We start from the raw sequence: 25,387 nt of genomic DNA on the forward strand, positions 1-25,387 counted from the left end.
CGCGCGGCGCGCGGAGTTCGCAACTCCGGAGATTCGGGCGGTGGAGGGGCGGAACCCCGGAGTTACGGGCAGACACGCCGGACGCCGGGCCGGGTCTCCGGAGTTGCCGGCGGCGGGAACGGTCAGATCTCGACGTCGCTGCCCATGGTGACCGTGCGGAGGGCGGGGAGGCCGAACCGGGCCGCCGGGTCGGCCGCGTTGTGGGCGAGCGCCACGAACAGCCCGCGCCGCCACGGGACCATGCCGTGGTGGCGGGTCACCCGGATCGCCCCGCGGGAGACGAAGTACGACGCCTTCTTGAAGTTCGCCGAGTCGAGCGGCAGCACTCCCACCCGCACGGCGGACCGGAGGGCGCGGGGGATGTCGGGGTCGTCGGAGAAGCCGAACCGGATGCCGAGGAACTCGATCCCGTCGTCGGCGTAGCCGAGGGCGTCGTACTCGAAGGCCTCCTCGGTCGGCACGTGAGGCACCTGTGCGACGCTCACCGCGACGATGATCACGTGCTCGTGCAGGATGTGGTTGTGCTTGACGTTGGCCCGCAGGGCCAGCGGGGTCGTGTCCTTGTTCGGGTGCGGGAAGATCGCGATCCCCGGAACCCGCGGCAGGTGCAGCCGCCGCACCTCCTCGATGAAGTCGGCGAGCGAGCCCTCCTTGTGTTTGCGGTCCGACTGCACCAGGTATCGTCCGCGACGCCACGTCGTCATGATCAGGATGACGACGCCGGCGATCAGCAGCGGCACCCAGCCGCCGTTGATGATCTTGGAGAGGTTGCCTGCCAGGAACGAGAGCTCGAGACCGCCGAAGGCGACGGCGGCCAGCACGATCTTCCACGGCGCCCAGTGCCAGAGCGGGCGCGCGACCAGCAGCAGCAGCACTGTGTCGACGACCAGCGCGCCGGTGACGGAGATGCCGTACGCGGTCGACAGCCGGTCGGAGGAGCCGAACGAGAGCGTCACCGCCATGACGCCGATGAACAGCAGGATGGTGACGGCCGGCATGTAGATCTGGCCGCCCTCGCGCAGGGAGGTCTGCTGGATCTTCAGCGGTGGCAGGAGGCCGAGCTGCACCGCCTGCCGCGACAGCGAGTAGGCCCCCGAGATGACGGCCTGGCTCGCGATGACGGTCGCAGCAGTGGCGAGGATGACGACCGGCAGACGCCCCCACTCGGGGATGAGGAGGAAGAACGGGTTGGCTCGCGTGGCCGGGTCGTGCAGCACGAGCGCGGCTTGCCCGAGGTAGTTGAGCACGAGCGCTGGGAAGACCAGGAAGAACCAGGCCCGGCTGATCGGCGACCGGCCGAAGTGGCCCATGTCGGCGTAGAGCGCCTCCGCACCGGTGATGACGAGGACGACAGCGCCCAGCGCGACGAAGGAGAGCACGGGACGGTCGACGATGAAGGCGACGGCGTAGGTCGGCGAGAGGCCGAGCAGCACCGCGGGGAACTGGATGATCATCGCCAGTCCGGCCGCGGCGATGACGACGAACCACAGCACCATGACCGGGCCGAACAGCGTGCCGACCCGTCCGGTGCCGAACCGTTGCACCGCGAAGAGCGCGATCAGGATGACCGCCGCGATCGGGATGACGAGATGCGAGATCGCCGGGACGGTGACGTGGAGGCCCTCGACCGCGGAAAGCACGCTGATCGCGGGGGTGATGATCGAGTCGCCGTAGAAGAGGGCGACGCCGACGATCCCGATCACGAGCAGGGTGCCGGCCTTGCCCGCCTTCGACGCGTAGAGCCGCTGCGCGAGCGCCGCCAGGGCCATCACGCCGCCCTCGCCGTCGTTGTCCGCGCGCATCAGGATGCCGATGTACTTGATCGAGACGATGATCGTGACGCTCCAGAAGATCAGGGAGATCACGCCGAAGACATCGTCCTGCTGTGCCCTGACTGCTCCGCCGTCCAGGAGGAACACGGTCTTCAGGGCGTACAGCGGGCTCGTGCCGATGTCGCCGAAGACCACGCCGAGAGCCGCGAGGGCAGCGGCGAACATGACCCGCTTGCGGCGATCCGTCCGCGCCGGGGCTGGGGTCTCGTCGTCCACATCGTCGTGCGTGACGGCAGGGTGTTTCTCGTGCACGCGGGACACGCTACCCCGGTTGTGCTGCGGCGCTATTGCATGAGCGGCACGGCGGGCGGAGCCGGCGGTCTGAGAGAGTCCGCAGGGAGCGTTCACCGGCCGGTCGTCGCCGGTTCACCGTGGTGTCTCGTACTCGTACACCCCGGCACTGGCCGGTACCGGCCAGTGCCGGTGTCGGCGCTCGACTACGCCGACTCGGGATCGGGGAAGTGCCAGGGGTGAGTTCTCGCGACGCGTTACGGACGGCGGTCCGGTCCTCTTTGGGGACCGGACCGTCGCTCGCCTCGATCGACCTGGATGGGAGACCGTGTTAATTGTCTTCGCGACGGGCCTTAATTTAACGAGCATGGTGAGTCTCGGTTTATGCTTGATCACCTGGAGTTTTGTAGTGCGAGAATTAATTACGTCCCTCATGAGTCGAAAGTAGCGATGTGGAAGCGATCACGTACCCCAGGTTCGAGTTCGACTCCGAGCTGAGCAATGCCATCATCAGTCTCGAACGCGCCAGAGCCGAACTGGATCACGGAACCACACCGCCGATCGTCTTCTTCCAGCTCAAAGAACTCTTCGAGCTACTGACGAGCATCATGTCTGCGCGCATCGAGGGAAATCGCACGTCCCTGTTGGACGCGGTCACCGGCGCGATGGAAGGACGCAGCAGCGATACCGCACCCACCGAGGGTGTCTCGGAGATCCTCAACATACAACGGGGGATGGCCTTCATCGAGGCGCACGCGAACGATGGTCCTCTCACGCACAATTTCGTTCGCGAGCTACACAGGATCGTCGTCGCGGGCCTTCACCGCGAGGGAGATCTCACCCCTGGCGCGTATCGGCTCGGTGAAGTCACCATCAGTCAGGCGCAGCATCGACCTCCGTTTCCGACGGATGTGTTCTCTGATATGTCCCAGCTGCTCGATTTAGCCAACGAAGTCGTCGAACCTCATAAACAACTTCTTCAGTCCGCGATCGTCCACCACCGTTTTCTGTGGATACATCCGTTCGGCAATGGCAACGGCAGGGTGTCGCGGCTGCTCACGTACGCGATGCTCATCCGGCAGGGATTCGTTTCGACTACGAGTTACCGCCCGATCAACCCGACGGCGGTATTCGGGGCGGACAGGAGCGGGTACTACGACAATCTCGCCCAGGCTGATCGACTCGACAACGATGGGCTGATCGCGTGGTGCACCTTCGTACTCGAGGGTCTCAACACGGATCTCGACCGTCTGCGTTCGCTTCGCGACAACTCATTCGTGACAAAAGGTCTCCTCCACCCGGCCATCGAGCGTCTTCACGACTCGGGCCGCGTGACAACCCGAGAGCGGGACGCGCTTCGGATCGTCGCGGACCGGTCGATCGTCAAGGCCGGAGAGCTGGAGTCCGCTTTTCCCGGATCTGCGTCGACCCGAAGCCAGGCCATCAAGAGACTGTGGGACCGAGGCCTCCTTGCTCACGCCGAGGGGCCGCGAAGCTACAGGCTGGTCTTCGCGCCGAGCGAGTTGACTCTGCACCTGATCTATCAGCTTGACCGGGCCGGTTTCCTCCCGAGCATCCTCAAGGACGACCTCGTCTGACGCGTCCGCGCGGTCAGCGATATCGGTAGAGGCGGACCCGTTGCACCGCGAACCGACCCGGCTCGAGTCGCACGTGCCTGCCCTGGTGGGTCTGATCGCCGTTGAGCCAGCGTCGGTGCCGCCAGGTCACGCCGGCGCCGTCCTCCGCCTCGAAGCGGCCCTCCGCGCACGAGAGGATGCCGATCAGGTCGCCGGCCGGGTCGATGTCGTGGAAGGTCAGCGTCACGCCGATGCCGGCGACCACGAGCTCGTCGGGCGCGGTGCGCACGACGAGCGCTGCCGCGGGCAGCCGCGTGCTGCCGCGGGCGTCCCCGGACTCGTTGATGACGCCGTCGGCCAGGTCGGGCGCGGGGGAGTGCTCGTACGTCGCCTCGAGAATCACGTCGTCGAGACGCACGCGGTGCGGCGCGCGCAGGTCGTCGGTCGGCGGGAGGAGTCCGGTCATGGTGCCGGCCCCGGCATGCTCGGCGATGAGGGGGGAGAGCTGTCTCACGACGTCGAACGCCTGGGCCAGGTAGCCGGCGGCCTCGTCGGAGATCGTCTCGATGCCGAACGGGGAGAAGCCGAGAGCGCCGTGCGTGCCGTACGCGTAGAGGGCGTTCGCCGCGGCGTCGATGCTGCGCAACGCCTCCGCCACGAAGAGCGGGTTGCCCGCGGCGACGTACGCGTCGGCCCAGTCGGCGAAGTTCGGGAAGTAGATGTCGGGTGCGAGGAAGTCGAGGCTCGGTGCTCCTGCGCGCCAGATGTCGGCGAGGTGCGGCAGCGGTCCGGCGCTCGGGTACTGTCCCGGCTGCGCTCCCGGCCGGATGAGCGCGGCGTTCGTGTACATCGGGAGGGCGAGCTCGGACTTCCCCGCGACAGTCACGTGCTCGACGTACCGGGCGAAGGCCCAGGCCATGAAGCGTTCGTCGGTGGCGGGGGAGTCGCCGAAGACCTCGGTCCAGGTCCCCGGCTCGGCGTCCCGCGGCAGTGCGCCTTCCGGAACGGCGCCGCGGAAGGCCGCTTCGGCCGCGTCGCTGTGGTCCCGTGCCTGGGGGATCATGCCGATCTCGTTCTCGACCTGGACGAGGATGACCGTGTGCTGACGATCGACCTCGCGCAGGTGGCGCATGAGGGCGGAGAACGCGTGGGCGTCGGCGTCGCGGTTGGCGTCGGAGAACGGGGTGAGGATCTCCAGTGCCCGGCCGTCGGAGGTGCGCGCCCGCGGAAAGCGGCGGGTGTCCGACTTCGCCCAGCCCGGGATGTAGCACGACATGCTGTTCTTCCAGCTTCCGAACCAGAGCAGCACCAGGCGCAGGCCGTGCTCGCGCGCGTCGTCGAGGAGTTCGTCCACGAGCGTCCAGTCGAAATCGCCCTCCGCCGGCTCCACGACGTCCCAGTAGACAGGAGCGAGCACGGTGTTGATCCCGAGGCTCTCGAGCTTCGGCCAGAACTCGGCCAGGTAGCTGCGCTCGGCGCCCGAGTTGGTGAGCTCACCGCCGCGGATGACGAAGGGGGCGCCGTCGACGATCAGTCGAGCCGCGGGGCCGCTGCGGTCGAGTCGGGGGAGGTTCGTCGTCTTCACCAGTCGTGCACCGTCCCATCGACGAGGCGGTTGACCGGGAGGTAGCGCGGCACGTACGGGAACCGGGCAGCCGCGACCTCGTCGAACTCGACCCCGAGTCCAGGGCCGTCGCCCGGATGCAGGTACCCGTCGTGGAACCGGTAACCGGTGCGGAACACCTCCTCGGCGGGCGACGGATGCGGCATGTACTCCTGGATGCCGAAGTTCGGCACCGCGAGGTCGATGTGGAGGGCGGCGGCCAGCGAGATCGGGGAGAGGTCGGTCGCTCCGTGCGACCCTGTGCGGACGCCGTACAGCTCGGCGAGAGCGAAGATCCGGCGCAGGTGCGTGATCCCACCCGCATGTGTCACCGACGCGCGGACGTAGTCGATGAGCCGTTCGGTGATCAGCTGCTGGCAGTCCCAGATCGAGTTGAAGATCTCGCCAACGGCAAGCGGTGTGGCCGTGTGCGAGCGGATCAGGCGGAAGGCGCCCTGGTCCTCCGCCGGCGTGGGATCCTCCAGCCACCACATCCGGTACGGCTCGAGCTGCGCGCCGAGACGCGCCGCCTCGATGGGCGTCAGCCGGTGGTGCGCGTCGTGGAGCAGGTGGACGCCGTAGCCGAACTGCTCGCGCACATGGCTCACGAGCCGCGGCGCGAAGTCCAGGTAGAGCGCCGAGTCCCAGACGTCCTCCTCCGGCAGCGATCCGCTCGCGGGCTCGTACGTCGCAGCCGATCCGGCCGCGATCCCGTAGGTGTGGTCGAGCCCGGGAACGGAGGCCTGAACCCGGATCGCCTTGTAGCCGGTGTCCAGGTACTTCTGCACCGACCCGTCGAGGACGTCGAACGTGTGCCCGCTCGCATGGCCGTAGACGAGCACGCCGTCTCGGGAGGCGCCGCCGAGCAGCTCGTACACCGGGAGACCGGCGATCTTGCCCTTGATGTCCCACAGCGCCATGTCGACGGCGGCGATCGCGGTCATCGCGATAGCGCCCCGGCGCCAGTAGGAGCCCTTGTAGAGATAGTTCCAGGTGTCCTCGATGCGGCGCGCATCGCGTCCGATCAGCAGCGGCCGAATGTGGTCGGTGAGGGTGCTTGCCACCGCGAGCTCCCGGCCGTTGAGCGTGGCGTCGCCGACTCCGACGACGCCGTCTTCGGTCTCGATCACCAAGGTGACGAAATTGCGGCCGGGCGCGGTGACGACGACGCGGGCGTCGGTGATCTTCATGTGCCTGTCCAGGTCCTTCCGGTCGGCGGTAGGACTACCATACAAGTGCTGCAATCCCAGTATCAACCGACCGCCTATACTCGGGCCATGAACACCACGTCTGGAGAGCGCAGCTCCACCCGGGGGCGCGTGCTCGCCCAGCTGCGCCAGCGCATCGTCTCCCTCGACCTGGCCCCACGCACCTCCCTGTCGGAGAACGACCTCGCGAGCGAGCTCGGCGTGAGCAGGACTCCCGTGCGGGAGAGTCTGATCATCCTGCGCGAGGAGGGACTCGTTCGCGTCTACCCGCAGATCGGCTCGTTCGTGGCCCCGATCGATGTCGGCCGCGTCGCCGAGGCGCAGTTCGTCCGTGAGGCGCTCGAGTGCGCCGCGCTGGGCGAAGTCGCGCCCGCCGTGTCCGCGGACCTCCTCACGGCGCTGGACGAGAGCCTGGAGGCGCAGCGGATCGCGGCGCGCGAGGGGGACAGCGAGCGCTTCTTCGAACTCGACGAGGAGTTCCACCTGCACCTGCTGCGGCTCTCGGGGCACGACGGCATCTGGTCGACGGTCGTCGCGGAGAAGACCCACCTGGACAGGGCGCGCCGTCTCAGCCTGGTCGACGCGCGCCCGCTCGACAGCTTGATCGAGCAGCACGCGGCCGTCGTCGATGCGGTACGGGATGGTCGGGTCGAGACCGCGGTCGAGGCCCTCCGCGAGCATCTGCGCATGGTGTTCGAAGACATCGAGCAGATCCGGGCGAGGCATCCGGAGCTCTTCTCGACGGGCGACGACCGGCCCACCCGTCGAATGGTCGCGACGCTCTCCTGACCCTACCGCCGCGGAGCCGAAGCCGCCCGGGCGCATTGACACATCCTGCATGCTACTGCTTGTATGGCAGTCTCGGTCGCGCAGTTGCAGAGCCAGGGCGGTTCGACGACGGCGACGAACAGTCGAAGGAGAACGAGATGAAGAGCAGGACACGCCGGCTGGCGCTGGCCGTCGCCGCGCTCGCGGCGGCCGCCTCGCTGGCAGGATGCAGTGCGGGAGCGGACGCAGGCGGGAGCTCGAGCAGTTCGACCACCCTCACGTTCTGGTCGTGGAACGATATGGGCCCCGCCACTGCGGCGTGGAACAAAGCGAACCCCGACCTCCAGGTGCGGTTCGAGAAGCTCGCCTCCCAGCAGGACTATTTCAGCAAGGTCTCCGCGGCCGTGAAGTCCGGCAAGAACGCCCCCGACGTGGTGCAGGTCGACTACACCAATCTGCCGTCGAACATCGTGGCAGGGCTCCTGCAAGACATCTCCGCCCACACCGCTGACGTGAAGACCCGGTTCAGCGCGGCCAACTGGAACCAGGTCGAGGTCGGAGCGGGCGTGTACGGCATCCCCCAGGACACCGCGCCGCTCGTGCTCTACTACCGCGCGGACGTCTTCGAGCAGAACGGCCTGGCCGTGCCGGAGACGTGGGCGGACTACGAGAAGGCTGCCGCCGTCATCAAGACGCAGCAGCCGGACTCCTACATCTCGTCGTTCGCCAGCAACGGGGCCGCGTGGTTCGCGGCACTGTGTCAGCAGAACGGTGCCCAGTGGTACACGGTCAACAAGACCTCCTGGTCCGTCGAAATCGACGACCCGCGGTGCACGGCCGTCGCCGACTACTGGCAGGGCATGCTCGACAAGCAGTACGTCAAGGGCGACCAGAACTGGCAGCCGGCGTGGTTCAAGCGGTTCGCCGACGGCACGTACGTCACCTGGATCGGACCGGCATGGGGCACGGCCGCGCTGAAGACCAACGCCCCGGACCTGAGCGGCAAGTGGGCCGTCGCCCAACTCCCGACCTGGAAGGCCGCGGAGAACACATCGGCGTTCTGGGGCGGCTCCGCACTGTCGGTGACGACGAGCTCGACGAAGGTGGCGGAGGCCGTGAAGTTCATCACCTGGATCAACACTTCCTCCGAGGCCCAGAAGCTGCTCAACGACGAGCTCGGGATCTTCCCGTCCGCCGAGAACGGCAGCTCGCTGGCCGCGTTCACCGCGCCCGACTCGTACTTCTCCGGCCAGAAGCTCGGCCCGGTGTTCGCCGAGGCGTCGTCCGGAACGGCATCGTCGTGGACCTGGGGTCCGACCGAGACCGACACCGAGGGCGTTCTCAACGACGGTTTCGCGAGCGTGATCAACGGTACGACGACGCTGAACGACGTGCTGAGCGAAGCGCAAAAGCAGACGGTCGCCGCCATGAAGCAGAAGGGGCTCGAGGTCGAGTAGCCGTGTCAAGCTCCCTCCTCACGGCGGAGACGAGGACGGCCAGGAGGAAAGGGGCTTCCCGGGACTGGCGTTTCGCCTGGATCTTCCTGGCCCCCTTCCTCCTGCTCTTCCTGCTGTTCCGCATCGTCCCCGTGGTGTTCGCCATCGGGCAGAGTCTGTTCACCCAGACCAGCAGCGGCACCGGCTTCGGCGCCGCCACCGTGGACTTCGCCGGGTTGGCGAACTACGCTCGCGCGCTGACGGATCCCACCCTCCTGACCGCCGCAGGGCGTGTCCTGCTCTACGGGCTCGTCCAGGTCCCGGTCATGCTGGTGCTCGCGCTGGCGATGGCGCTCCTGTTCGACTCCGGGATGGTGCGCCTGAGGCGCGCGCTCCAGCTCTTCTCGTTCCTCCCCTACGCGGTGCCGGGTGTGATCGGGTCGATCATCTGGGCGTTCCTCTACGTTCCGGGCATCAGCCCGATCGTGAACGCCCTGCAGGCATTGGACCTGCCGGCGGACTTCCTGTCGCCGCACACCGTGTTGTGGTCGATCGCGAACGTGACGACGTGGCAGTGGACCGGTTACAACATGATCATCATCTTCTCGGCGCTGCAGGCACTGCCGCGGGACATCTTCGAAGCCGCGAAACTGGACGGCGCGACGGGATGGCACGTCGCCAGGCTGATCAAGGTTCCGTTGGTCATGCCGGCGATCGTGCTGACCGCGCTGTTCTCGATCATCGGAACACTGCAGCTCTTCTCGGAGCCGATGGTCCTGAAGACCCTGACGGGCAACGTGACCTACAACTACACGCCGAACATGTTCGTCTACAACCTCGCGTTCGGTACCAACGACGCGTATTACGCCTCGGCGGTCTCCGTCGTGATGGCCGTCGCGACCTTCCTGCTGTCGCTCGGGCTGCTCAAACTGCTGCAGAGGAGATCGGACGATGACTGAGGCGCCGACCATCGAGACGACCGGGCAACCGGTCGACACCCGGCCACGCGCACCGCGGAGCACCCGCTCCGACGTCTCCGGCTCGCCGTCGCACACCCGCGCGGGCACGGCGATCCTGACCGCCGTGGCGATCGCCCTGGCGCTGTACTTCCTCATCCCGATCCTGTGGATGGGGTTCGCCTCGACCAAGAGCACCAGCGACCTGAACACCAGTTTCGGATTCTGGTTCGCTCAGCCGCATTTCGTGCAGAACGTCCAGGACCTCTTCGCCTACCAGGACGGCATCTTCTTCCGGTGGATGGGGAACTCGCTGATCTACTCCGGACTCGGCGCCCTGGGCGCGACGCTGATCTCGGCAGCAGCCGGGTACGCGCTGGCGAAATACTGGTTCCGCGGCCGTGACGCGATCATGGCGGTGATCCTCGGAGGCGTCCTGATCCCGGAGACGGTGCTGGCACTGCCCACCTACCTGCTGCTGAACTCGCTCGGCCTGGTGAACACCTACTGGGCGGTGCTCCTGCCGTGCCTGGGGAGCATCTTCGGCGTGTTCCTCTCCCGGATCTACATCTCGGCGTCCGTGCCCCGGGAGATCCTGGAAGCGGCACGCGTCGACGGCGCCGGAGAGTTCCGGGTCTTCGCGACGATCGTGATCCGGATGATCGTGCCGTGCCTGGTGACGATCTTCCTGTTCAACTTCATCTCGATCTGGAACAACTTCTTCCTCCCTCTCATCGTGCTGAACGACCAGAGCCTGTGGCCGGTCACGCTCGGGCTGTACTCCATGCAGCAGTCGGCCCAGAGCAGCCCGGACCTCGTGCGTCTGGTCGTCATGGGGTCGATGCTGTCGACCATCCCGCTCGTCGTCCTGTTCCTGACGCTTCAGCGCTACTGGCGCAGCGGCATCACCTCGGGGGCGCTGAAGTAGATGAGCGGCGATCCCTTCTTCGCGACGAGCGACCCGTGCTGGCTCGCATCGGCACTCCGTCATCCCGTGCGAGAGCGCACGGTCGACGTGCTCGGCGACGGGCCCCTGACGCGGACGGTCGCCGGGGAACTCGAGGCGATCGGCGCCCAGCGCGTGTCCCGGTCGCTTCGCCCCGGCAGCGATGTCGTCTTCGGGACGATCGACGCGTTGCGGGAGGCCGGGGTCGATCCCTCGGCCGTCGCCGCGCTCACGGAACGGTGCGTAGACATCACCGGCGAGGGCTTCGTGCTCCACGCCGTGGGCGAGACTCTCTACGTGACCGCGAACGGTGGACGCGGGCTGCTCTACGGCTTCTTCCGCCTCCTCCGCGAGCCCCTGCTCGGCGACGGGTGGGATGCGGGACTCGAGATCGTCGAGAGCCCCGTCCGGCCCATCCGGATGCTCGACCACTGGGACAACATGAACGCCGACGGCCCGATGGGCAGCGTCGAGCGGGGCTACGCCGGCCCGTCGATCTTCTTCCGCGACGGCCGGATCGTCGCCGACACGGGCCGGCTCGTCGACTACGCCCGGTTACTGGCCTCCATCGGGATCAACGCGGTGGCGATCAACAACGTCAACGTCCATGCCACGGAGGCGCGGCTCCTCGTCGACCATCTGGCGGATCTCACGGACGTGGCCGCCGTCTTCCGCCGCTACGGAATCGCGTTGTTCGTCAGCGTGGACTTCGCGGCTCCGCTGCAGGTCGGCGGCCTCGCGACCGCGGACCCGGCTGCGCCAGCGGTGCAGGCATGGTGGGCGGAGCTGACGGCGCTGGTCTACCGTGCCATCCCCGACTTCGGCGGCTATGTCGTGAAAGCCGACTCCGAGGGACGGCCCGGGCCGTTCGCGTACGGGCGCGGGCACGCGGACGGGGCGAACCTGCTCGCCAGGGCTCTGCGCCCCTTCGACGGCACGCTGTTCTGGCGATGCTTCGTCTACGACTCGCAGCAGGACTGGCGCGACCGTTCGACTGACCGCGCGCGTGCCGCCCACGATCACTTCGCGCCGCTCGATGGCACGTTCGACGACAACGTGGTCCTGCAGGTCAAGGCCGGCCCGATGGACTTCCAGGTCCGCGAGCCGGTCTCCCCGCTGCTCGGCGCGCTGGAGGCCACGAACCTCGTCGTCGAAATGCAGATCACCCAGGAGTACACCGGGCATCAGATCGACCTCTTCTACCTGCCGCGGACCTGGGAGGAGGTGCTCCGGTTCGATCTCGACGGACCAGAGGCGCCGCCCGGCGGCGAACGGACCGTCGCCGCCGTCACGGCGTCTCCGGATGGCGCGCGGCGGGTCGGAATGGTCGCCGTCTCGAATGTTGGGGTCGACCCATCGTGGACCGGACATCCGCTCGCCCAAGCGAACCTGTACGGCTTCGGGCGCCTGGCCTGGTCGAACGAGGTCTCGAGCTCCGAGATCCTGGACGAGTGGATCCGGCTCACGTTCGACGTCCCGGATCCTGAGGCGCGCGCGCTTCATGAGGTGATATGGCAGTCCCCCGTCGTGTACGAGGAGTACACGGCGCCGCTCGGCGTCGGCTGGATGGTCACCCCGCACGTGCACTACGGCCCGAGCGTGGACGGCTACGAGTACTCGCGGTGGGGGACGTACCATTTCGCGGACCACGCGGGCATCGGCGTCGACAGGACCGTCGCCACCGGCACAGGCTTCGCCGGACAGTACGCGCCCGGCTGGGCCGACTGCTACGAGAGCCCGGAGCGGTGCCCTGACGAGCTGCTGCTCTTCTTCCACCACGTGCCGTACGGGCATGTCCTCCACTCGGGCTCGACGGTCCTCCAGCACATCTACGACAGTCACTTCCGAGGTGTCGAGCGGGTGGAGGCGATGGTGCGGACCTGGGGTTCCCTGCGCGGCTCCGTGCCGGCCGCGGTGCACGCCGAGGTCGCCTCCCGACTCGATCGACAACTCGTCAACGCCCGGGACTGGCGCGACCAGGTGTGCACGTACTTCTACCGCTCGTCGGGCATACCGGACGAGCGCGGTCGGCGGATTTACTGATCGCGAAGGGATCAGCTCGAAACCGGGCGTGCGCCCTGTCCGCCCTCAGAGCCCTTCGGCGACATCGGCGGCCGCGTGCAGCCACGAGCGGCGGGTGCGCGGCGCGAGCGTGTCGAAGGCCAGTCGGCCGCCGTGCATCTCCGGATCGAACGGGATGGTGACCGCCCGGCGCGCGAGGGACGCAAAGCCCGCGGCGACTCTGCGGACGTTGGAGGCCGATCCGGTGCGCTCGGACTGCGACACGATGACGACGGCGTCCCGGGCGAGCCGCGCCGAGTTCGCGTCACGCTGCAGCAGCGCCTCCAGCAGCAGGGCTCCGGCCTCCGCATGCTCGCCCAGCGCCGTCGTGGCGATGACGAGCTGGTCGGTGTGGTCGATCATGCGCAGCCAGCGCTCGGCCGACTCGTCGTTGCCGCTGTCGATGAAGACGAGCCGGTAGAACTTGCTGGCGACCGTGTGCAGGCGGTCGAAGTCGGCGGAGGAGATGCGCTGCTCGGTCGCGAGCATCGTCGGGTTCGAGCGCAGCACGTCGTACTTGTCGGCGTTCTGGTGGTGCACGAAGCGCCCGATGTCGGCCGTGCGGGCCTCCGCCGAGAGCAACGAGTCCGTCGCGGGGAGCAGCGAATGCACCGTGGCGTCGTGGTCGTCCTGCTCGGTGCGCCAGCCGAGCGTTCCCCGGGTCTCGTTGTTGTCCCACGCGAGCACGCCGGAGCCGCCGTTGCGCGCGAACACGGCCGACAGGAGCGCCGTCGTCGGGGTCTTGTTGGCGCCGCCCTTGCCGTTGACGACCGCGATGGTTCGCGGCCCCGCCCAGTGCCGGCTGACCGCGTCGAGCTCCTCGCGCTCCCGCAGCTCCGCCGCCGAGGGCTCGAGCGGGATGCCGGCACGCGCCAGCGCCCCGCGGACGCCGCGGCGCGCGCGGTCGGTGCGCGGCTTCTCCGCGTACAGGAAGGACTCGCGCTCCAGCGCTTTCCGGGGCAGCAGCGCGACCGGCGCGGCGGGGGAGGCCGCGGCGGGAGCCGGTGCGGCATCGGCGTCGACCTCGGGAGGGAGTTCCTCCTCGTCGCCGATCGTTCCGTCGGGGTGCACGGCGAGCAGCCACTCGCCTTCGTCGTCGGACACCATGAGCTGCACGGGATGTCCGGCCGACGCGGCGATCTCGCCGACCCGGCTCAGCACGACCTCCCGCAGCCGTTGTGTGCTCTCCTCGGCGAACCATTCAGGCGCGCCGTCGATCGTGAGCTCGCCGGTCGCGTCCGGGCTGAAGCGCGCGCTGAGATGCGGGGACAGAGGCAGGTTGAGGGCCACGGGACTCCTTCCGGGTCGGCGCGGGGTGAAGCGCGCACACCGAGCGTGACGGTAGCCCGGTTCGTGACGTCCGTCCACTCCTCTTCAGGTGATTGCCAGATGCTCATTTCGGGTGACCGTCGTGTGGTTTCGCCGAGAAATGCTTGTATTTGCCCGCTTAAAATGCAAGCATATTGGTGGACAGAATCTATCGTCTGAGATCCCACGCGGGAGACCGCTCAGGGACCAAAAGGGGGAAACGCATGTCAACAACAGCGCCAGGAATCGCCCGAAGCCGAGGTCTGCGCGGAGCCATCGCAGCCGCGGCCATCATCGTCAGCAGTGCCGGTATGCTGCCGACCTCCACGCCGCACGCCGCCGCGGCATCCACCTTGGATTGCCCGTACCAGGATCCGGGCGGGATCACGCCTCCGGCGAAGGGGAAATGGAAAGTCGAATCCTCCTCGTCGGTGCTTGACGCGACGGGTGCGCCTGCGCGGACCTTCGCCGGATGGATGGTGCCGCAGGAGGTGCTCGAAGCAGGTGACACGACCTATGTCGGCTACTTCGACGCTCAGAAGCGCCTCACCATCGCCAAGCAGAAGGCCGGAGGGGCGTGGTCGTCGGTCACACTCGAGCGGACGCTGAACCTCGATTCGCACGCGCGGATCGTACTCGCGCTCGATACCAACGGCAATCTCCATGTCAAGACTCACACGGGCTCCAGCGACAAGCTCGAGTACTGGGTCACCACCGCTGGCGACGACCTGAAGACACTGAAAGCGGCCACGATGATCCCGAGGTGGACCGCGACGCACGACGGCGTCCAATATCCGATGGAGGATCTCGCCAACAGGTACAGCGAATTCTTCACGGGCGCCGACGGCGAGTTGTTCTTCCGCGGCCGGGTCGGGTCGGCGGGTGGGGCTAATACGATCGTGCTCGAGTACGACGCGGCCTCACGCGCGTGGCAGCTCCATCATCCCAAGACGGGATTCCATGGCCTTGCCATCGTCTTCAACGGATGGGCTCACGCGCCCTTCACGGCGGCTTATCCGTCGGAGCCGGTCAAGGGGCCCGATGGTCGTTTCCACATGATCTGGACGTGGCGCGGGGACTCGACGGCGGACAGCAACTCCGAGGTGCATTATGCGTCCAGCGCCGACATGCGCACCTGGTACAACATCAAGGGCGAAGCGGTCTTCACCAGGGGCGTCGTTCAGTTCACCCACGGTCTGAAGAGCACGATGGTCGATCCCGTCTCGTTCCACGGAGGGCTCCTCAACGGCACCGGGATGGCACTCGGCTTCGACGACAAGGGCAAGCCGCTGGTCTCCTACTACAAGTACGTCGGCACTGGTGCGGGCAAGACCACACAGCTGTTCACTGCCCGTCCGGAGGTCGGCACCGCCTCCGGCTGGAAGCTCACGCAGGTCTCCGCGTGGAAGGGTCTCTATGACCTCGAACGTCGCGAAGACTCCTTCGTCGGTGACATGAACATCATGACCATGAGCGCGTCCTCGGGGGCCGTGTTCGACGGAAAATACCTGACGCTGGACTACACCTGCCAAACGAAGCCTCACCGCCTGTATCTCGACCCGTCCACCGGTGCGCGGGTGGCTGATCTGCCGCTTCCCGACTCCTCCGCGTTGCCGGCGGAGATGCTCGCATCAGTCTTCGCTCGGGGGTACACGATCACGGCACGCCAGTCGTGGTCCCGGTCGTCGAATGACGAGGGTGCCACGGTCCTGGGCTGGGAGGCGGGTCCGTACAACGTCCGCGGCACCCAGGACAACTACACCAACTACCCGCGCGAGGGCTCGCCCTTGACGGTCTATCGCCTCGTGCGCCAGTAGTCTGTGCGCGGGCCGTCGTGTGAACGCGATGACAGGACACGCTGTGTCGCGCGGGCGCCGCGCGGCGTGTCCTGTCTGTTCGTTCGCGGGGGCGTCAAGCGCACACTCGGCCGAATCGTGGAGGGCTCACCGACCCCGCTTCCGCGTCAGGATCAGGTGCGCCACCATTGCGGTCCACCCGGTCTGGTGCGAGGCTCCGAGGCCCTGGCCGGTGTCGCCGTCGAAGTACTCGTAGAAGAGGATGTTGTCCTTCCAGCGCGGGTCCGCCGAGAGCAGTGGATAGCGGACGTCCGCGGGCCGGCGACCGTCGGGGCCGGGGAGGAACAGCGAGATCAGCCGGCGGGAGAGGTCGTCGGCGGCCTCCCCGGGGGTGAGCATGTTGCCGGAGCCGAGCGTATCCTCGATGCGCACGCCGGTCTCGCCGTGCGACTCGTAGTGCTGCAGGGCGGCGATGAGGAGGGCGTTGAGCGGGAACCACACCGGCCCGCGCCAGTTCGAGTTGCCGCCGAACAGCGGGGAGGTCGACTCGGCGGGCTCGTAGTCGACCGACGCCTCGACGCCGTCCACTTCCACCGTGAACGGGTGCTCGCGGTGGTAGGCCGAGACGCCGCGGATGCCGTGGGCGCTGAGCAGTCCCTCCGAGTTGAAGACCTGCTTCAGGATCCGGGTCAGCCGTTCGGGCGAGACCAGCGCGAGCAGGTACACCTGCTCGTCTCCGATCTGTCTGCGGTGGAACGACGCCCCGAGTTCCGGATGCTTCGCCAGGTAGCGGTTGAGCACCCGCCGGAACTCCGGGAGGGTCCGCACGCCCGGCTCGTCGTACGCGAGGGAGGCCACGACCGGCACCAGACCGACCAGCGAGCGCACCTTGAGCGGCACCTCCCGGCCGTCGGCCAGGTGCAGCACGTCGTAGAAGTAGGCGTCCTCGTCGTCCCACATCCCGGAGTTGTTGGCGGAGCCCGCGATGCGCAGGAACTGCTCGCCGAACTTCACGGCGATGTCTTCATAGACGTCGTTGCTGCGCGCGAGCCGCAGTGCGATCTCGAGGAGGTCGAGCGCATAGCTCGCCATCCAGCCGGTGGAGTCGGCCTGCTCGAGAGTCCCGACCTCCGGAGGCAGCGTCGACCGGTTGAGGGGCGCGATGTTGTCGAGGCCCATGAAGCCGCCCTCGAAGAGGTTGTCCTCGTCCTTGTCTTTGCTGTTCGTCCACCACGTGTAGTTGATCAGGAGCTTGTGGAGGATGCGGGCCAGGAAACCGAAGTCGGCGCCGCCGTCGATGAGGAACACCTGGATCGCCGCCCAGGCGTGCGTCGGCGGGTTGACGTCGGAGAAGTTCCACTCGTACGCGGGCAGCTGCCCGTTGGGGTGCATGTACCACTCGCGCAGCAGCAGGATCAGCTGGGCCTTGGCGAACGCCGGATCGATGTGCGCCATCGTCACGCAATGGAAGGCGAGATCCCACGCGGCGAACCAGGGGTACTCCCACGGGTCGGGCATCAGGATGACGTCGTCGGCGTCGAAGTGCCGCCACTGACCGTTGCGCACGCTGCCCCGGCCTGGAGGCGGGGGAGGGCTTCCGGGGTCGCCGTCGAGCCACTTGTTCACGTTGAAATGGAAGTACTGCTTCGACCAGAGCAGGCCGGCGAACGCTTGGCGCAGCACGCGGGCCTCGTGCGGGTCGGTCGGCGCGTTCGGCAGGCCGGTGTAGAACGCGTCGGCCTCCGCCGCGCGCTGGGCGACGACCTCGTCGAAGCCGGTGCCGAGCTTCTGAGCGTCGAGGGGTGCGGGCGCCGTCTCCGTGCCGGTCGCCTCAGTGCCGGTCAGCCGCACCCGGATCACACGGCTCTCGCCGGGGCCGAGCTCGAGAACATAGTGGAGGGCGGCCTTGGTGCCGGTCTGGGCCGGGTTCACGGTCGGGGCGCCGTCGACGACGTGGTCGTTGATTCCGTCCTTGGGGTAGGCGGAGGAGTCGTCGGCCGCGCCGAACAGGCGCGCGGTGTTCGTCTCGTTGTCGCAGAACAGGGCCTCCGGCGTGCCCTCTCCCCGCAGGGCCAGCGTGCCGGACGGCCCGGCGCCGAGGATGCGCTCGCCGTCCAGCCGCAGCGCCGGCTTCTCGACGTCGTAGCCCCACGACCAGGTGTTGCGGAACCAGAGCGTCGGCAGCACGTGCAGGTAGGCACGGTCGGGGCCGGCGTTCTCGACGGTGATGCGCATCAGGAGGTCGTGCGGGCCGTCCTTGGCGTAGTCGACCGTGACCACCCAGTACCGGCCGTCGTCGAACACGCCGGTGTCGACGAGCTCGTACTCGGGCTCGAGCCGGCTGCGGGACGCGTTCGTGGCGATGAGGTCGGCGTAGGGGTACTCCGCCTGCGGGTAGTGGTAGCGCCAGGTGTTCCAGGAATGGGTGGGAGTGCCGTGAAGGTACCACCAGTACTCCTTGACGTCCTCCCCGTGGTTGCCCTGAGGGCCGGCGAGGCCGAACATGCGCTCCTTGAGGATCGGGTCGCGCCCGTTCCACAGCGACAACCCGAGGCACCAGGTCTGCTGGAGGTCGGAGAAGGCCGCCATGGCGTCCTCGTTCCAGCGGAAGGCGCGGCTCCTGGCATGGTCGTGCGGGAAGAACTCCCACGCGTCGCCGTCGGCGCTGTAGTCCTCCCGGACGGTGCCCCAGGCCCGCTCGGCGACGTACGGACCCCAGTCCCTCCAGCCCTCCGAGCCGTCCTCCGCTCGCGTCATTCGTTCGTGCTCGGCTCTGTCTGCGACCTGCGGCATGTGCCCATTCTGGTGGCGGGGGTTGTCCTCCGTATAGCCGACTTCCGCCGCGCGGTCGCCGCAGCGTACTGTTCCGCTCAGACTGCCGCGACGAAGCGGCGGCGGGACAGAAGGAGCACCATGAAGCCCAGGACGTTCGTCTCAGTCGCACTCGCCTTGGCCGGCGCCGCCACCCTCGCGGTCGCCGTCACGGCACCTGCATCCGCAGCCGGCCCCGATACCAGCGGGGTCTACTCGGTGCACCCCATCATCGAGAAGGCCGCCCTGTCGGCGAAGGCGATCACCCCGGCGCTGACGCCCTCCCAATGCCTCGCGCAGACCGCGGGACGCGTTGCCTGCCAGACGCCGCAGAGCATCCGTGATGCCTACGACATCCCGGCGACCATCGGCGGCGTGCCGGCCGGAACCGGCCAGACCGTCGTCATCGTCGACGCGTTCGGAAGCCCCACCGTGGCCTCCGACCTCGCGACGTTCTCCGCCGCGTTCGGCCTCCCCGCCCCCGACCTGACGGTCTACTACCCCGGAGGCAAGCCGACCTGGAACGGCCGTGGAACGCAGGCCGACTGGGCGGTCGAGACCTCGCTTGACGTCCAGTGGGCGCACGCCGTCGCACCGGGAGCGAAGATCGCCCTGGTGATCGCGGCGAACGATCACGGCGCCACGATCGACAACGCCATCGGCTACGCAGTGGACAACAAGCTGGGCAACGTGCTCTCGATGAGCTTCGGCGAGTCGGACAACCTCATCTCGTCGCCGAACGCGAACAACGGGCAGGCCCTCCAGGCGCGGAAGTCGTTCGAGAAGGGCGCAGCGCAGGGCATGTCGCTGTTCGCGTCCTCCGGTGACGCCGGCTCCGACAACGGCGCGGGCTTCGCGAACTTCGCCTTCCCGGCATCCGAACCCACCGTCACCGCGGTCGGCGGCACCAACCTCTGGACGAACAGCGGAGTGAGTCAGCCGCGCGAGACCGTGTGGGGCGACTACTCGCACTGCCCGCTCACGTGCGCGTTCGGCGTCGTGGGCGAGACCGGCGGTGCACCGAGCCTGTTCACCGCCAAGGGCGGCTCGGACGTCTCCTACAACGCGAGCGTCTACACCGGCGTGCTGACCTACCTCGGGTTCCTCGGCGGTGACAACAACGGGTTCTACTTCGTCGGTGGCACCTCGGCGGGCTCCCCGCAGTGGGCCGCGCTGACGGCGGACGTCATCCAGGCAGTCGGCCACACCGTCGGCAACGTCAGCCAGTACGCGCAGGGCTGGGCGTCGACCGGCCTGCTCTACGACGTGACGGTCGGCGACAACACGACTCCGACGTTCGGCGGAGGCTTCTCCGCGACCGCCGGCTGGGACCGCCCGACCGGGTGGGGCACCCCTGACGTGAACGGCATCATCGACGCGCTGAAGTAGCGCGTGCCCTCGCGCCGAATGTCGCCTCTCGCAACCGGGAGGTCGACATTCGGCGCGATTCGGGGCGCTCCGACTCCAGAGGGGCCGGCAGGTCGGCGGGTCAGTGCGTCTCCCAGCGGAACCAGCGGATCCCGATGAAGGTGAACACCACGACGTAGCCGCGGCACGCGAGGAGCGCGTTCGTGTCCTGGCCGCTCCACGCCGTGGCGCTCGCGGCGTCCGAGAACAGGATCATCAGAGCGCCGACCGGGGTCCAATCGGCGATCGACTGCATCGTGTCGCCGAGGACGCCGCTGCCGCCGAGGATGCCGGCGAGCAGCAGAATGATGAACAGGATCCTCCCGATCGCGTTGATTGCGCCGGTGGTGCGCACGAGCGCGATCAGCGCCTGCCCGAGGGCCAGGAACACCGCGGCGCCGAGCACAGCCGTCGCGAGCATCAGCACGTACTGGAGCGGGCCGATCGTCAGGTGGTGGAGGATCGCGCCGACGATGATGACCACGAGCGAGCCGACCAGGTTCGCCGCGACCTGCACGGTCAGCCGGCGGGTCATGATCGTCCACGTCGGGGCCGGGCTGACGCGGAGGCCCTGCAGCACGCCGACCTCCCGGTCGTGGGCGAGGGTGAGGCTGTAGCCGAGCAGGCACGACGTGATGAGGCCGATGGTGAGGGCGAGCCCGATGATCTCGGCCGAACCGCCGAGCCGGGTCTCTGCTTTGCCGAACGTCGTGACGACGATGATCACGAGCGGCAGCAGGATGCTGAGCACGGTCGCCACCCGGCTGCGGAGCAGCACGAGCAGGTCGGCGCGCAACAGCGATCCCAGGGCGAGCCTGACGGGCGGCCGGTACGAGGAGGGCGGCGCGGGTGCGGTGGGCTCAGTCCGCCGAGGGGCACGCAAACGCCCATATTCCGCGGTTTTAGGGGCGCAAGCGTGCCCCTCGGCGGAAGGTGCTGGGTGGGACTGCGACTCATTTGTCATCCGTTCGGATGACGCCGGTCGCATCCCTGGAGGGATGGAACGGCAGCAGAAATCCCACATTCTGGAGGGATGGAGGACACCACCGCACGTCGATTCGCGAGCCACCGGGGCCGATGATGTCGTGGACCTCCGAGCTCGTCGTGCACGACGAAGCGATCCGTTCGAATGCCGCCTACTTCGCCGCCGCCACCGGCGGGCGCCTGATGGCCGTGCTCAAGGCCGACGCGTTCGGGCACGGCGCGATCGCGCATTCCGTCCTCGCGGCGGGAGCCACCTCCATCGGCGTCACCTCCATCGACGAGGCGCTCGCCCTGCGGGCCGCCGGAGTCCAGGCGCCGATCCTGAGCTGGCTCAATCCGGTCGACGCCGATTTCGCGGCGGCCGTCGGCGCAGACATCGACCTCGCCGTGCAGAGCACCCGGCTGCTGTACGCGGTCAGCCGCGCGGCGGCGCGTCTCGGGCGCTGCGCCCGCGTGCACCTGCACATCGACGTCGGCATGGCGCGCGACGGCGCTTCCGCCGCGGAATGGCCGGCGCTCTGCAGCGTCGCACGCGAACTGGAGGCGCTCGGCGGCGTCCGCATCGTCGGGGTGATGGGCCACATGTCGTGCGCCGATCGGCCCGACCACCCGCAGAACCGGCGCGAGCGGTTGGTCTTCACCAACGCCCTGAGGACGGCGCGGCGGCGCGGCCTGTCACCCTCCGTCGCCCATCTGGCCGCGACGGCCGCGACCGTGACCGGGGTCGGCTCCGGGTTCGGGCTGCACCGGATCGGTGCCGGACTGTTCGGGATCGACCCGTCGGGCACGTCCGACCGGCTCCGTCCCGCGCTCTCCCTGACGACGACCGTCATCAGGTCCAGGGAGATCGCGGCCGGAACCGGCATCGGTTACGGGTTGGAGCACGTCGCCGATCGGCGCACGAATCTCGCCCTGCTCCCCGTCGGCTACGGCGACGGCCTCCCGCGCGCGGCGTCGGAGCGCGCCGAAGTGCTGGTCCGCAGCCGCCGCAGGCCGGTCGTCGGACGGTTCTCGATGGACATGCTGGTCGTGGACACGGGCGACGACCTCCTCGCGCCTGGTGAGACGGTCACGGTGTTCGGCCCGGGCGATCGGGGCGAACCGACCGTCGCCGAATGGGCCGACTGGTCGGGCACGATCGAGCACGAGATCGTCACCCGGATCGGCAGCCGGGTTGCACGCATCCACCGGTCGACGGCGTCGGGCGCAATGGCTCAGGAGGTTGCCCATGCCTGAGCAGACCATCCGCCGCGTCGCCGTGATCGGTGGCGGCGCCAACGACGAGCATGACATTTCGCTCGCCTCGGCTGCCGCTGTCGTGCGCGCCGTCCGTGCCCTCGGCCTGACCGCTGTCCCGCTGACGATCGACCGGCGAGGCGGCTGGCAGCTCGAGGATCATGAGCCGGTGCTCCCGGCGCGGGCGATCGCCCGCTTGGCCTCGTGCGATGTCACCTTCCCCGTGCTGCACGGAGTGGATGGCGAGGACGGCGCGGTCGCCGGTCTGCTGCGCCTGACAGGCGTGCCGTTCGTCGGCTCCCCGGTACGCGCCAGCGCGCTCGGCATGGACAAGTGGATCACGAAGCTCGTGGCCGAGAGACTCGGTATCCGCACCGCGCCCGGTGTGCTCGTCGACGATCGCGCGTGCGTCGAACGCCTCCACCTCGAGCCGCCGTTCGTCGTGAAGCCGACGACCGGCGGGTCGAGCAACGGGGTCTCCGTGGTCAGGGAGGCCGGGCAGCTCGAGGCCGCGATCGAGACGGCGCAGTCGGCCGGCGGAGCCGCGCTGGTCGAGGCGTTCGTCGACGGCCGCGAAGTGGACATCGCCCTGTTCCGGGACCGAGACGGCGAACTGCGCGCCGGCTCGACCCTCGAGATCGCGGTCGCCGATGGGGCGGTCTTCGACCGGGAGCAGAAGTACGGCGGGTCGGCCGAGTTCACTCTGCCCGCGCGGATCGCGGCCGACGAGCATGCCGCCATCGACCGGGCCGCACGAGCCCTCTACGACACGCTCGGCTGCGCCGGCGTCGCCCGGTTCGACTTCTTCGTGACCGCGGACGGCGTCGTGCTGAACGAGGTGAACACCGCGCCCGGATTCACCGAGCAGTCCCAGGTGCCGCGGATGTACGCCGCGACCGGACTCGACTACCCGGATCTCGTCGCCGCGCTGCTCGAAGCCTCCGTGGCCGGCGTGGCCGTCGCCGCCTGACCGCGCCCGACGCTCGCACGACCCGCAATCGATCGGAGAACCACTATGACCGATGTCCTGCGCCCGCCTGCCGTTCGCGAGACGTGGGGTGACGCTCTCAAAGGCGGGCTGATCCTGCTGGTCGTCTTCTGGCATGTCGTCATGAAGAGCTACCTGCCGGTCGACTGGCAGCTCGGAGTGCCGATCCCGGGGGTCTGGGGGCTTGCCGGCGACGCGATCTGGCCGTTTCTGATGCCGCTGTTCCTGCTGGTCTCCGGCTACTTCGCGGCGAACGCGTTCGCTCGCCCCTGGCGGGTCGTCGCCCGCACGCGCGTCATCCGGTTCCTCTACCTCTACCTGCTGTGGTCCGTGATCCACATGGCCGCGCTGTGGGCGTTCCCCGACTTCCCGACGCTCGTTCCGCGCAGCGTCTCCGAGTTCGTCGAGTTCGTCACGATCAGCCCGCCGAACACCTGGTACCTGTATGCGCTCGCCGTCTACTTCCTCCTGGCCAAGGCCCTGTCGCGCGTGCCCGCGTGGCTGGTCATCGGCGCGGCGGCGGTGCTGTCGGTCGTCGTCTCCGCCGGTCTCGTGGAGGTCGTCAGCAACCGCGGCTCACTCCTCTACAATTTCGTGTTCTTCCTGCTGGGCCTGCACCTGGCTCCGCAGTTGCGGCGCTTCGTCGGCTGGATGCGGCCGTCTCGTGCCCTCCTTTTCGTCGCCGTGTACGCGCTCGCCTTCGCGGCGATGCGGCTGACGGCGACGGAGACGCTTCCCGGTGTCTGGCCCGTCATTTCGGCGGCCGGCGTGGCGATGGGGCTGGCCGTCGCAGCGCCGGTCGCGGGGACGCGGCTGCTCGGCACCGGGCTGGCAGCGCTCGGTCGCCGCAGCCTGCCGATCTATCTGATCCACATGCCGCTGCTGGCCGTCGCCGACGTCGTGCTGGTCGCGTGGCTTTCGGAGGCCCGGGTCGCCGTCCAGGTGATCGCCGCGGCGGTGCTGCCGGTGGTGCTCACAGCGGTGCTGGTGGCCGTGTGCCTGGTGCTGAACCGGTACCTCCTTCGGGACGGGTTCGGCTGGTTGTTCGACCTGCCGCGGCGCGGCGCGACCGCCCGGAGGGTCGTGTCCTGGCGCGGTGCTCCCTGGCGAGCCGCGCTCGCGGTGGCGCTGGTGGTCGCCTGCGGTGTCGTGGCCACCCGCGCGACCGCCATGGGCGGGTGCGGGCCGGATTCGCCGAGTCAGGCCGCGGTTGGGCCCGGGGAAGTCGGCATCGGCGCCGTCGGCGACGTGCTGATCCACGACGTGGGCCACCGTGTCCCGGCGGACGGCGGTGCCGACCACTTCGACGCCGTGCGGCCCTGGTTCACCCAGGATCTGGTGACGGGCAACCTCGAACAGGCGATCACGGCCGACACCGGCTTCGACAAGTGCGGTTCGGGGTCCGACTGCCTGGCGTTCCGCAGCGCCCCCGAGACGGCGCCGTTCTTCCGCGGTTTCGACATCCTGAACCTGGCGAACAACCACACGGGCGACTTCGGCCCAGAGGGATACGCGAACACCAGGGCGAATCTCGCCGCGAACGGGATCCGCTCGGTCGGCGACCGGAACGAGATCGTCTGTACCACGATCGGCGGAAGCACCGTCGCCCTGGTCGGCTTCGCCCCCTACCAGGGCACCAACCGGTTGACCGACCTGCGCCACGTCCGTTCTGTGGTCGCCGCGGCAGCGGCCTCCGCGGATCTCGTCGTCGTGCACGCGCACATGGGGGCCGAAGGTCCCGACGCGAACGTCGTGCGTCCTGGCGGCGAGACGATGTTCGGTGAGAACCGCGGCGACCCGATGGCGTTCTCGCGTGCCGCCATCGACGCCGGCGCCGACCTCGTGATCGGTCACGGCCCGCACTCGCTCCGCGGGGCGGAGTTCTACAAGGGACGGCTGATCGCTTACAGCCTCGGCAACTTCGGAGGCGGCGGGGTGTTCGGCGCCGAGCAGGCCACCCGATACGGCGTCTACCTGGATGTGAGCCTGCGGCCGGACGGCACGTTCCTGCGCGGCCGGATGCACTCGGTGCACTTCGGCTTCGAGGACGGCCGACCGCTGCCCGATCCCGACGGGCGGGCGGCTCGCCTGGTCGGCGAGTTCAGCGCGCGCGACTTCCCGGCGACGGCAGCCGTGATCGGCGCGGACGGGGTGCTGTCTCCGCCGCGCTGACCCGCCGCAGGCCATGCGCACATTCGCGCTGAATGTGGCGCTACCGGCGCCGGGTCGCGATATTCGC

At 68.6% G+C, this 25,387-nt stretch carries 17 protein-coding genes; 11 read left to right on the top strand and 6 right to left on the bottom strand.

The genetic code is table 11. From position 1 onward, the window contains the following. Window positions 1-122 precede the first annotated feature (122 nt). Window positions 123-2,084 (bottom strand): potassium transporter Kup, encoded by a 1,962-nt coding sequence (locus tag ACPPVW_RS09890; RefSeq protein WP_426622956.1) that lies wholly within the window; start codon window positions 2,082-2,084, stop codon window positions 123-125. Between the two features lie 431 nt (window positions 2,085-2,515). Here ACPPVW_RS09890 and ACPPVW_RS09895 point away from each other — a divergent pair, with 431 nt between their 5' ends. Next, entirely contained in the window at window positions 2,516-3,661 is a 1,146-nt protein-coding gene (locus ACPPVW_RS09895; protein WP_426622957.1) for a Fic family protein, read from the top strand. Between the two features lie 13 nt (window positions 3,662-3,674). On the opposite strand, the gene ACPPVW_RS09900 is transcribed toward ACPPVW_RS09895, so the two are convergent. Together ACPPVW_RS09900 and manD are read right to left on the bottom strand one after the other, a co-directional pair. Beyond that, window positions 3,675-5,225: a DUF5597 domain-containing protein gene (locus ACPPVW_RS09900; RefSeq protein WP_426622958.1), complete on the bottom strand. Its 1,551-nt coding sequence runs from the start codon at window positions 5,223-5,225 to the stop codon at window positions 3,675-3,677. Then, a complete protein-coding gene (gene manD, locus ACPPVW_RS09905) occupies window positions 5,222-6,433 on the bottom strand; it encodes a D-mannonate dehydratase ManD (RefSeq protein ID WP_426622959.1) in 1,212 nt (403 codons plus the stop codon). The genes ACPPVW_RS09900 and manD overlap by 4 nt, the downstream gene beginning before the upstream one ends. An 87-nt stretch (window positions 6,434-6,520) precedes the next feature. Between manD and ACPPVW_RS09910 the strand changes: the two genes are divergently transcribed. The 5 genes from ACPPVW_RS09910 to ACPPVW_RS09930 all read left to right on the top strand — a co-directional run bounded on the left by ACPPVW_RS09910 (window position 6,521) and on the right by ACPPVW_RS09930 (window position 12,600). Next, window positions 6,521-7,240, top strand: coding sequence for a GntR family transcriptional regulator (locus ACPPVW_RS09910; protein WP_426622960.1), 720 nt, complete (start codon window positions 6,521-6,523; stop codon window positions 7,238-7,240). Between the two features lie 137 nt (window positions 7,241-7,377). Continuing rightward, window positions 7,378-8,676: an ABC transporter substrate-binding protein gene (locus ACPPVW_RS09915; protein WP_426622961.1), complete on the top strand. Its 1,299-nt coding sequence runs from the start codon at window positions 7,378-7,380 to the stop codon at window positions 8,674-8,676. 2 nt (window positions 8,677-8,678) lie between these two features. Beyond that, entirely contained in the window at window positions 8,679-9,614 is a 936-nt protein-coding gene (locus ACPPVW_RS09920; RefSeq protein WP_426622962.1) for a carbohydrate ABC transporter permease, read from the top strand. Beyond that, on the top strand, window positions 9,607-10,539 hold the full coding sequence (locus ACPPVW_RS09925) for a carbohydrate ABC transporter permease (protein WP_426622963.1): 933 nt from the start codon (window positions 9,607-9,609) through the stop codon (window positions 10,537-10,539). The genes ACPPVW_RS09920 and ACPPVW_RS09925 overlap by 8 nt, the downstream gene beginning before the upstream one ends. Further along, complete coding sequence (locus ACPPVW_RS09930; RefSeq protein WP_426622964.1) at window positions 10,540-12,600, top strand: alpha-glucuronidase; 2,061 nt, start codon at window positions 10,540-10,542, stop codon at window positions 12,598-12,600. A gap of 45 nt (window positions 12,601-12,645) precedes the next feature. Here ACPPVW_RS09930 and ACPPVW_RS09935 read toward each other — a convergent pair whose 3' ends face one another. Beyond that, the gene (locus ACPPVW_RS09935) at window positions 12,646-13,908 is read right to left on the bottom strand and encodes a MinD/ParA family ATP-binding protein (protein ID WP_426622965.1); all 1,263 of its coding nucleotides are present in this window, start codon (window positions 13,906-13,908) and stop codon (window positions 12,646-12,648) included. A 242-nt stretch (window positions 13,909-14,150) separates the two neighbouring features. Here ACPPVW_RS09935 and ACPPVW_RS09940 point away from each other — a divergent pair, with 242 nt between their 5' ends. After that, window positions 14,151-15,743 carry a BNR repeat-containing protein gene (locus ACPPVW_RS09940; RefSeq protein ID WP_426622966.1) on the top strand — a complete coding sequence of 531 codons (1,593 nt, stop codon included), beginning with the start codon at window positions 14,151-14,153 and terminating at the stop codon, window positions 15,741-15,743. 126 nt (window positions 15,744-15,869) lie between these two features. Here the strand turns inward: ACPPVW_RS09940 and ACPPVW_RS09945 are convergent, their stop codons facing one another. Continuing rightward, window positions 15,870-18,515: an MGH1-like glycoside hydrolase domain-containing protein gene (locus ACPPVW_RS09945; RefSeq protein WP_426622967.1), complete on the bottom strand. Its 2,646-nt coding sequence runs from the start codon at window positions 18,513-18,515 to the stop codon at window positions 15,870-15,872. A 120-nt stretch (window positions 18,516-18,635) separates the two neighbouring features. Between ACPPVW_RS09945 and ACPPVW_RS09950 the strand changes: the two genes are divergently transcribed. Beyond that, entirely contained in the window at window positions 18,636-19,922 is a 1,287-nt protein-coding gene (locus tag ACPPVW_RS09950) for a S53 family peptidase (protein ID WP_426622968.1), read from the top strand. Window positions 19,923-20,022: 100 nt separating this feature from the next. Here ACPPVW_RS09950 and ACPPVW_RS09955 read toward each other — a convergent pair whose 3' ends face one another. Then, window positions 20,023-20,736, bottom strand: a complete 714-nt coding sequence (locus ACPPVW_RS09955) for an ABC transporter permease (protein WP_426622969.1) — start codon at window positions 20,734-20,736, stop codon at window positions 20,023-20,025. Between the two features lie 281 nt (window positions 20,737-21,017). On the opposite strand from ACPPVW_RS09955, the gene alr reads away from it, so the two are divergent. Genes alr through ACPPVW_RS09970 form a run of 3 tightly spaced genes read left to right on the top strand, consistent with a single transcriptional unit; the run spans window position 21,018 to window position 25,320 of the window. After that, on the top strand, window positions 21,018-22,160 hold the full coding sequence (gene alr / locus ACPPVW_RS09960; protein WP_426622970.1) for an alanine racemase: 1,143 nt from the start codon (window positions 21,018-21,020) through the stop codon (window positions 22,158-22,160). Further along, window positions 22,153-23,130 carry a D-alanine--D-alanine ligase family protein gene (locus tag ACPPVW_RS09965; protein ID WP_426622971.1) on the top strand — a complete coding sequence of 326 codons (978 nt, stop codon included), beginning with the start codon at window positions 22,153-22,155 and terminating at the stop codon, window positions 23,128-23,130. The genes alr and ACPPVW_RS09965 overlap by 8 nt, the downstream gene beginning before the upstream one ends. A 45-nt stretch (window positions 23,131-23,175) precedes the next feature. Further along, window positions 23,176-25,320, top strand: coding sequence for a CapA family protein (locus tag ACPPVW_RS09970; protein WP_426622972.1), 2,145 nt, complete (start codon window positions 23,176-23,178; stop codon window positions 25,318-25,320). Window positions 25,321-25,387 lie beyond the last annotated feature (67 nt).

This window comes from Leifsonia sp. McL0607, from assembly GCF_049993355.1.
Taxonomy (GTDB): domain Bacteria; phylum Actinomycetota; class Actinomycetes; order Actinomycetales; family Microbacteriaceae; genus Leifsonia.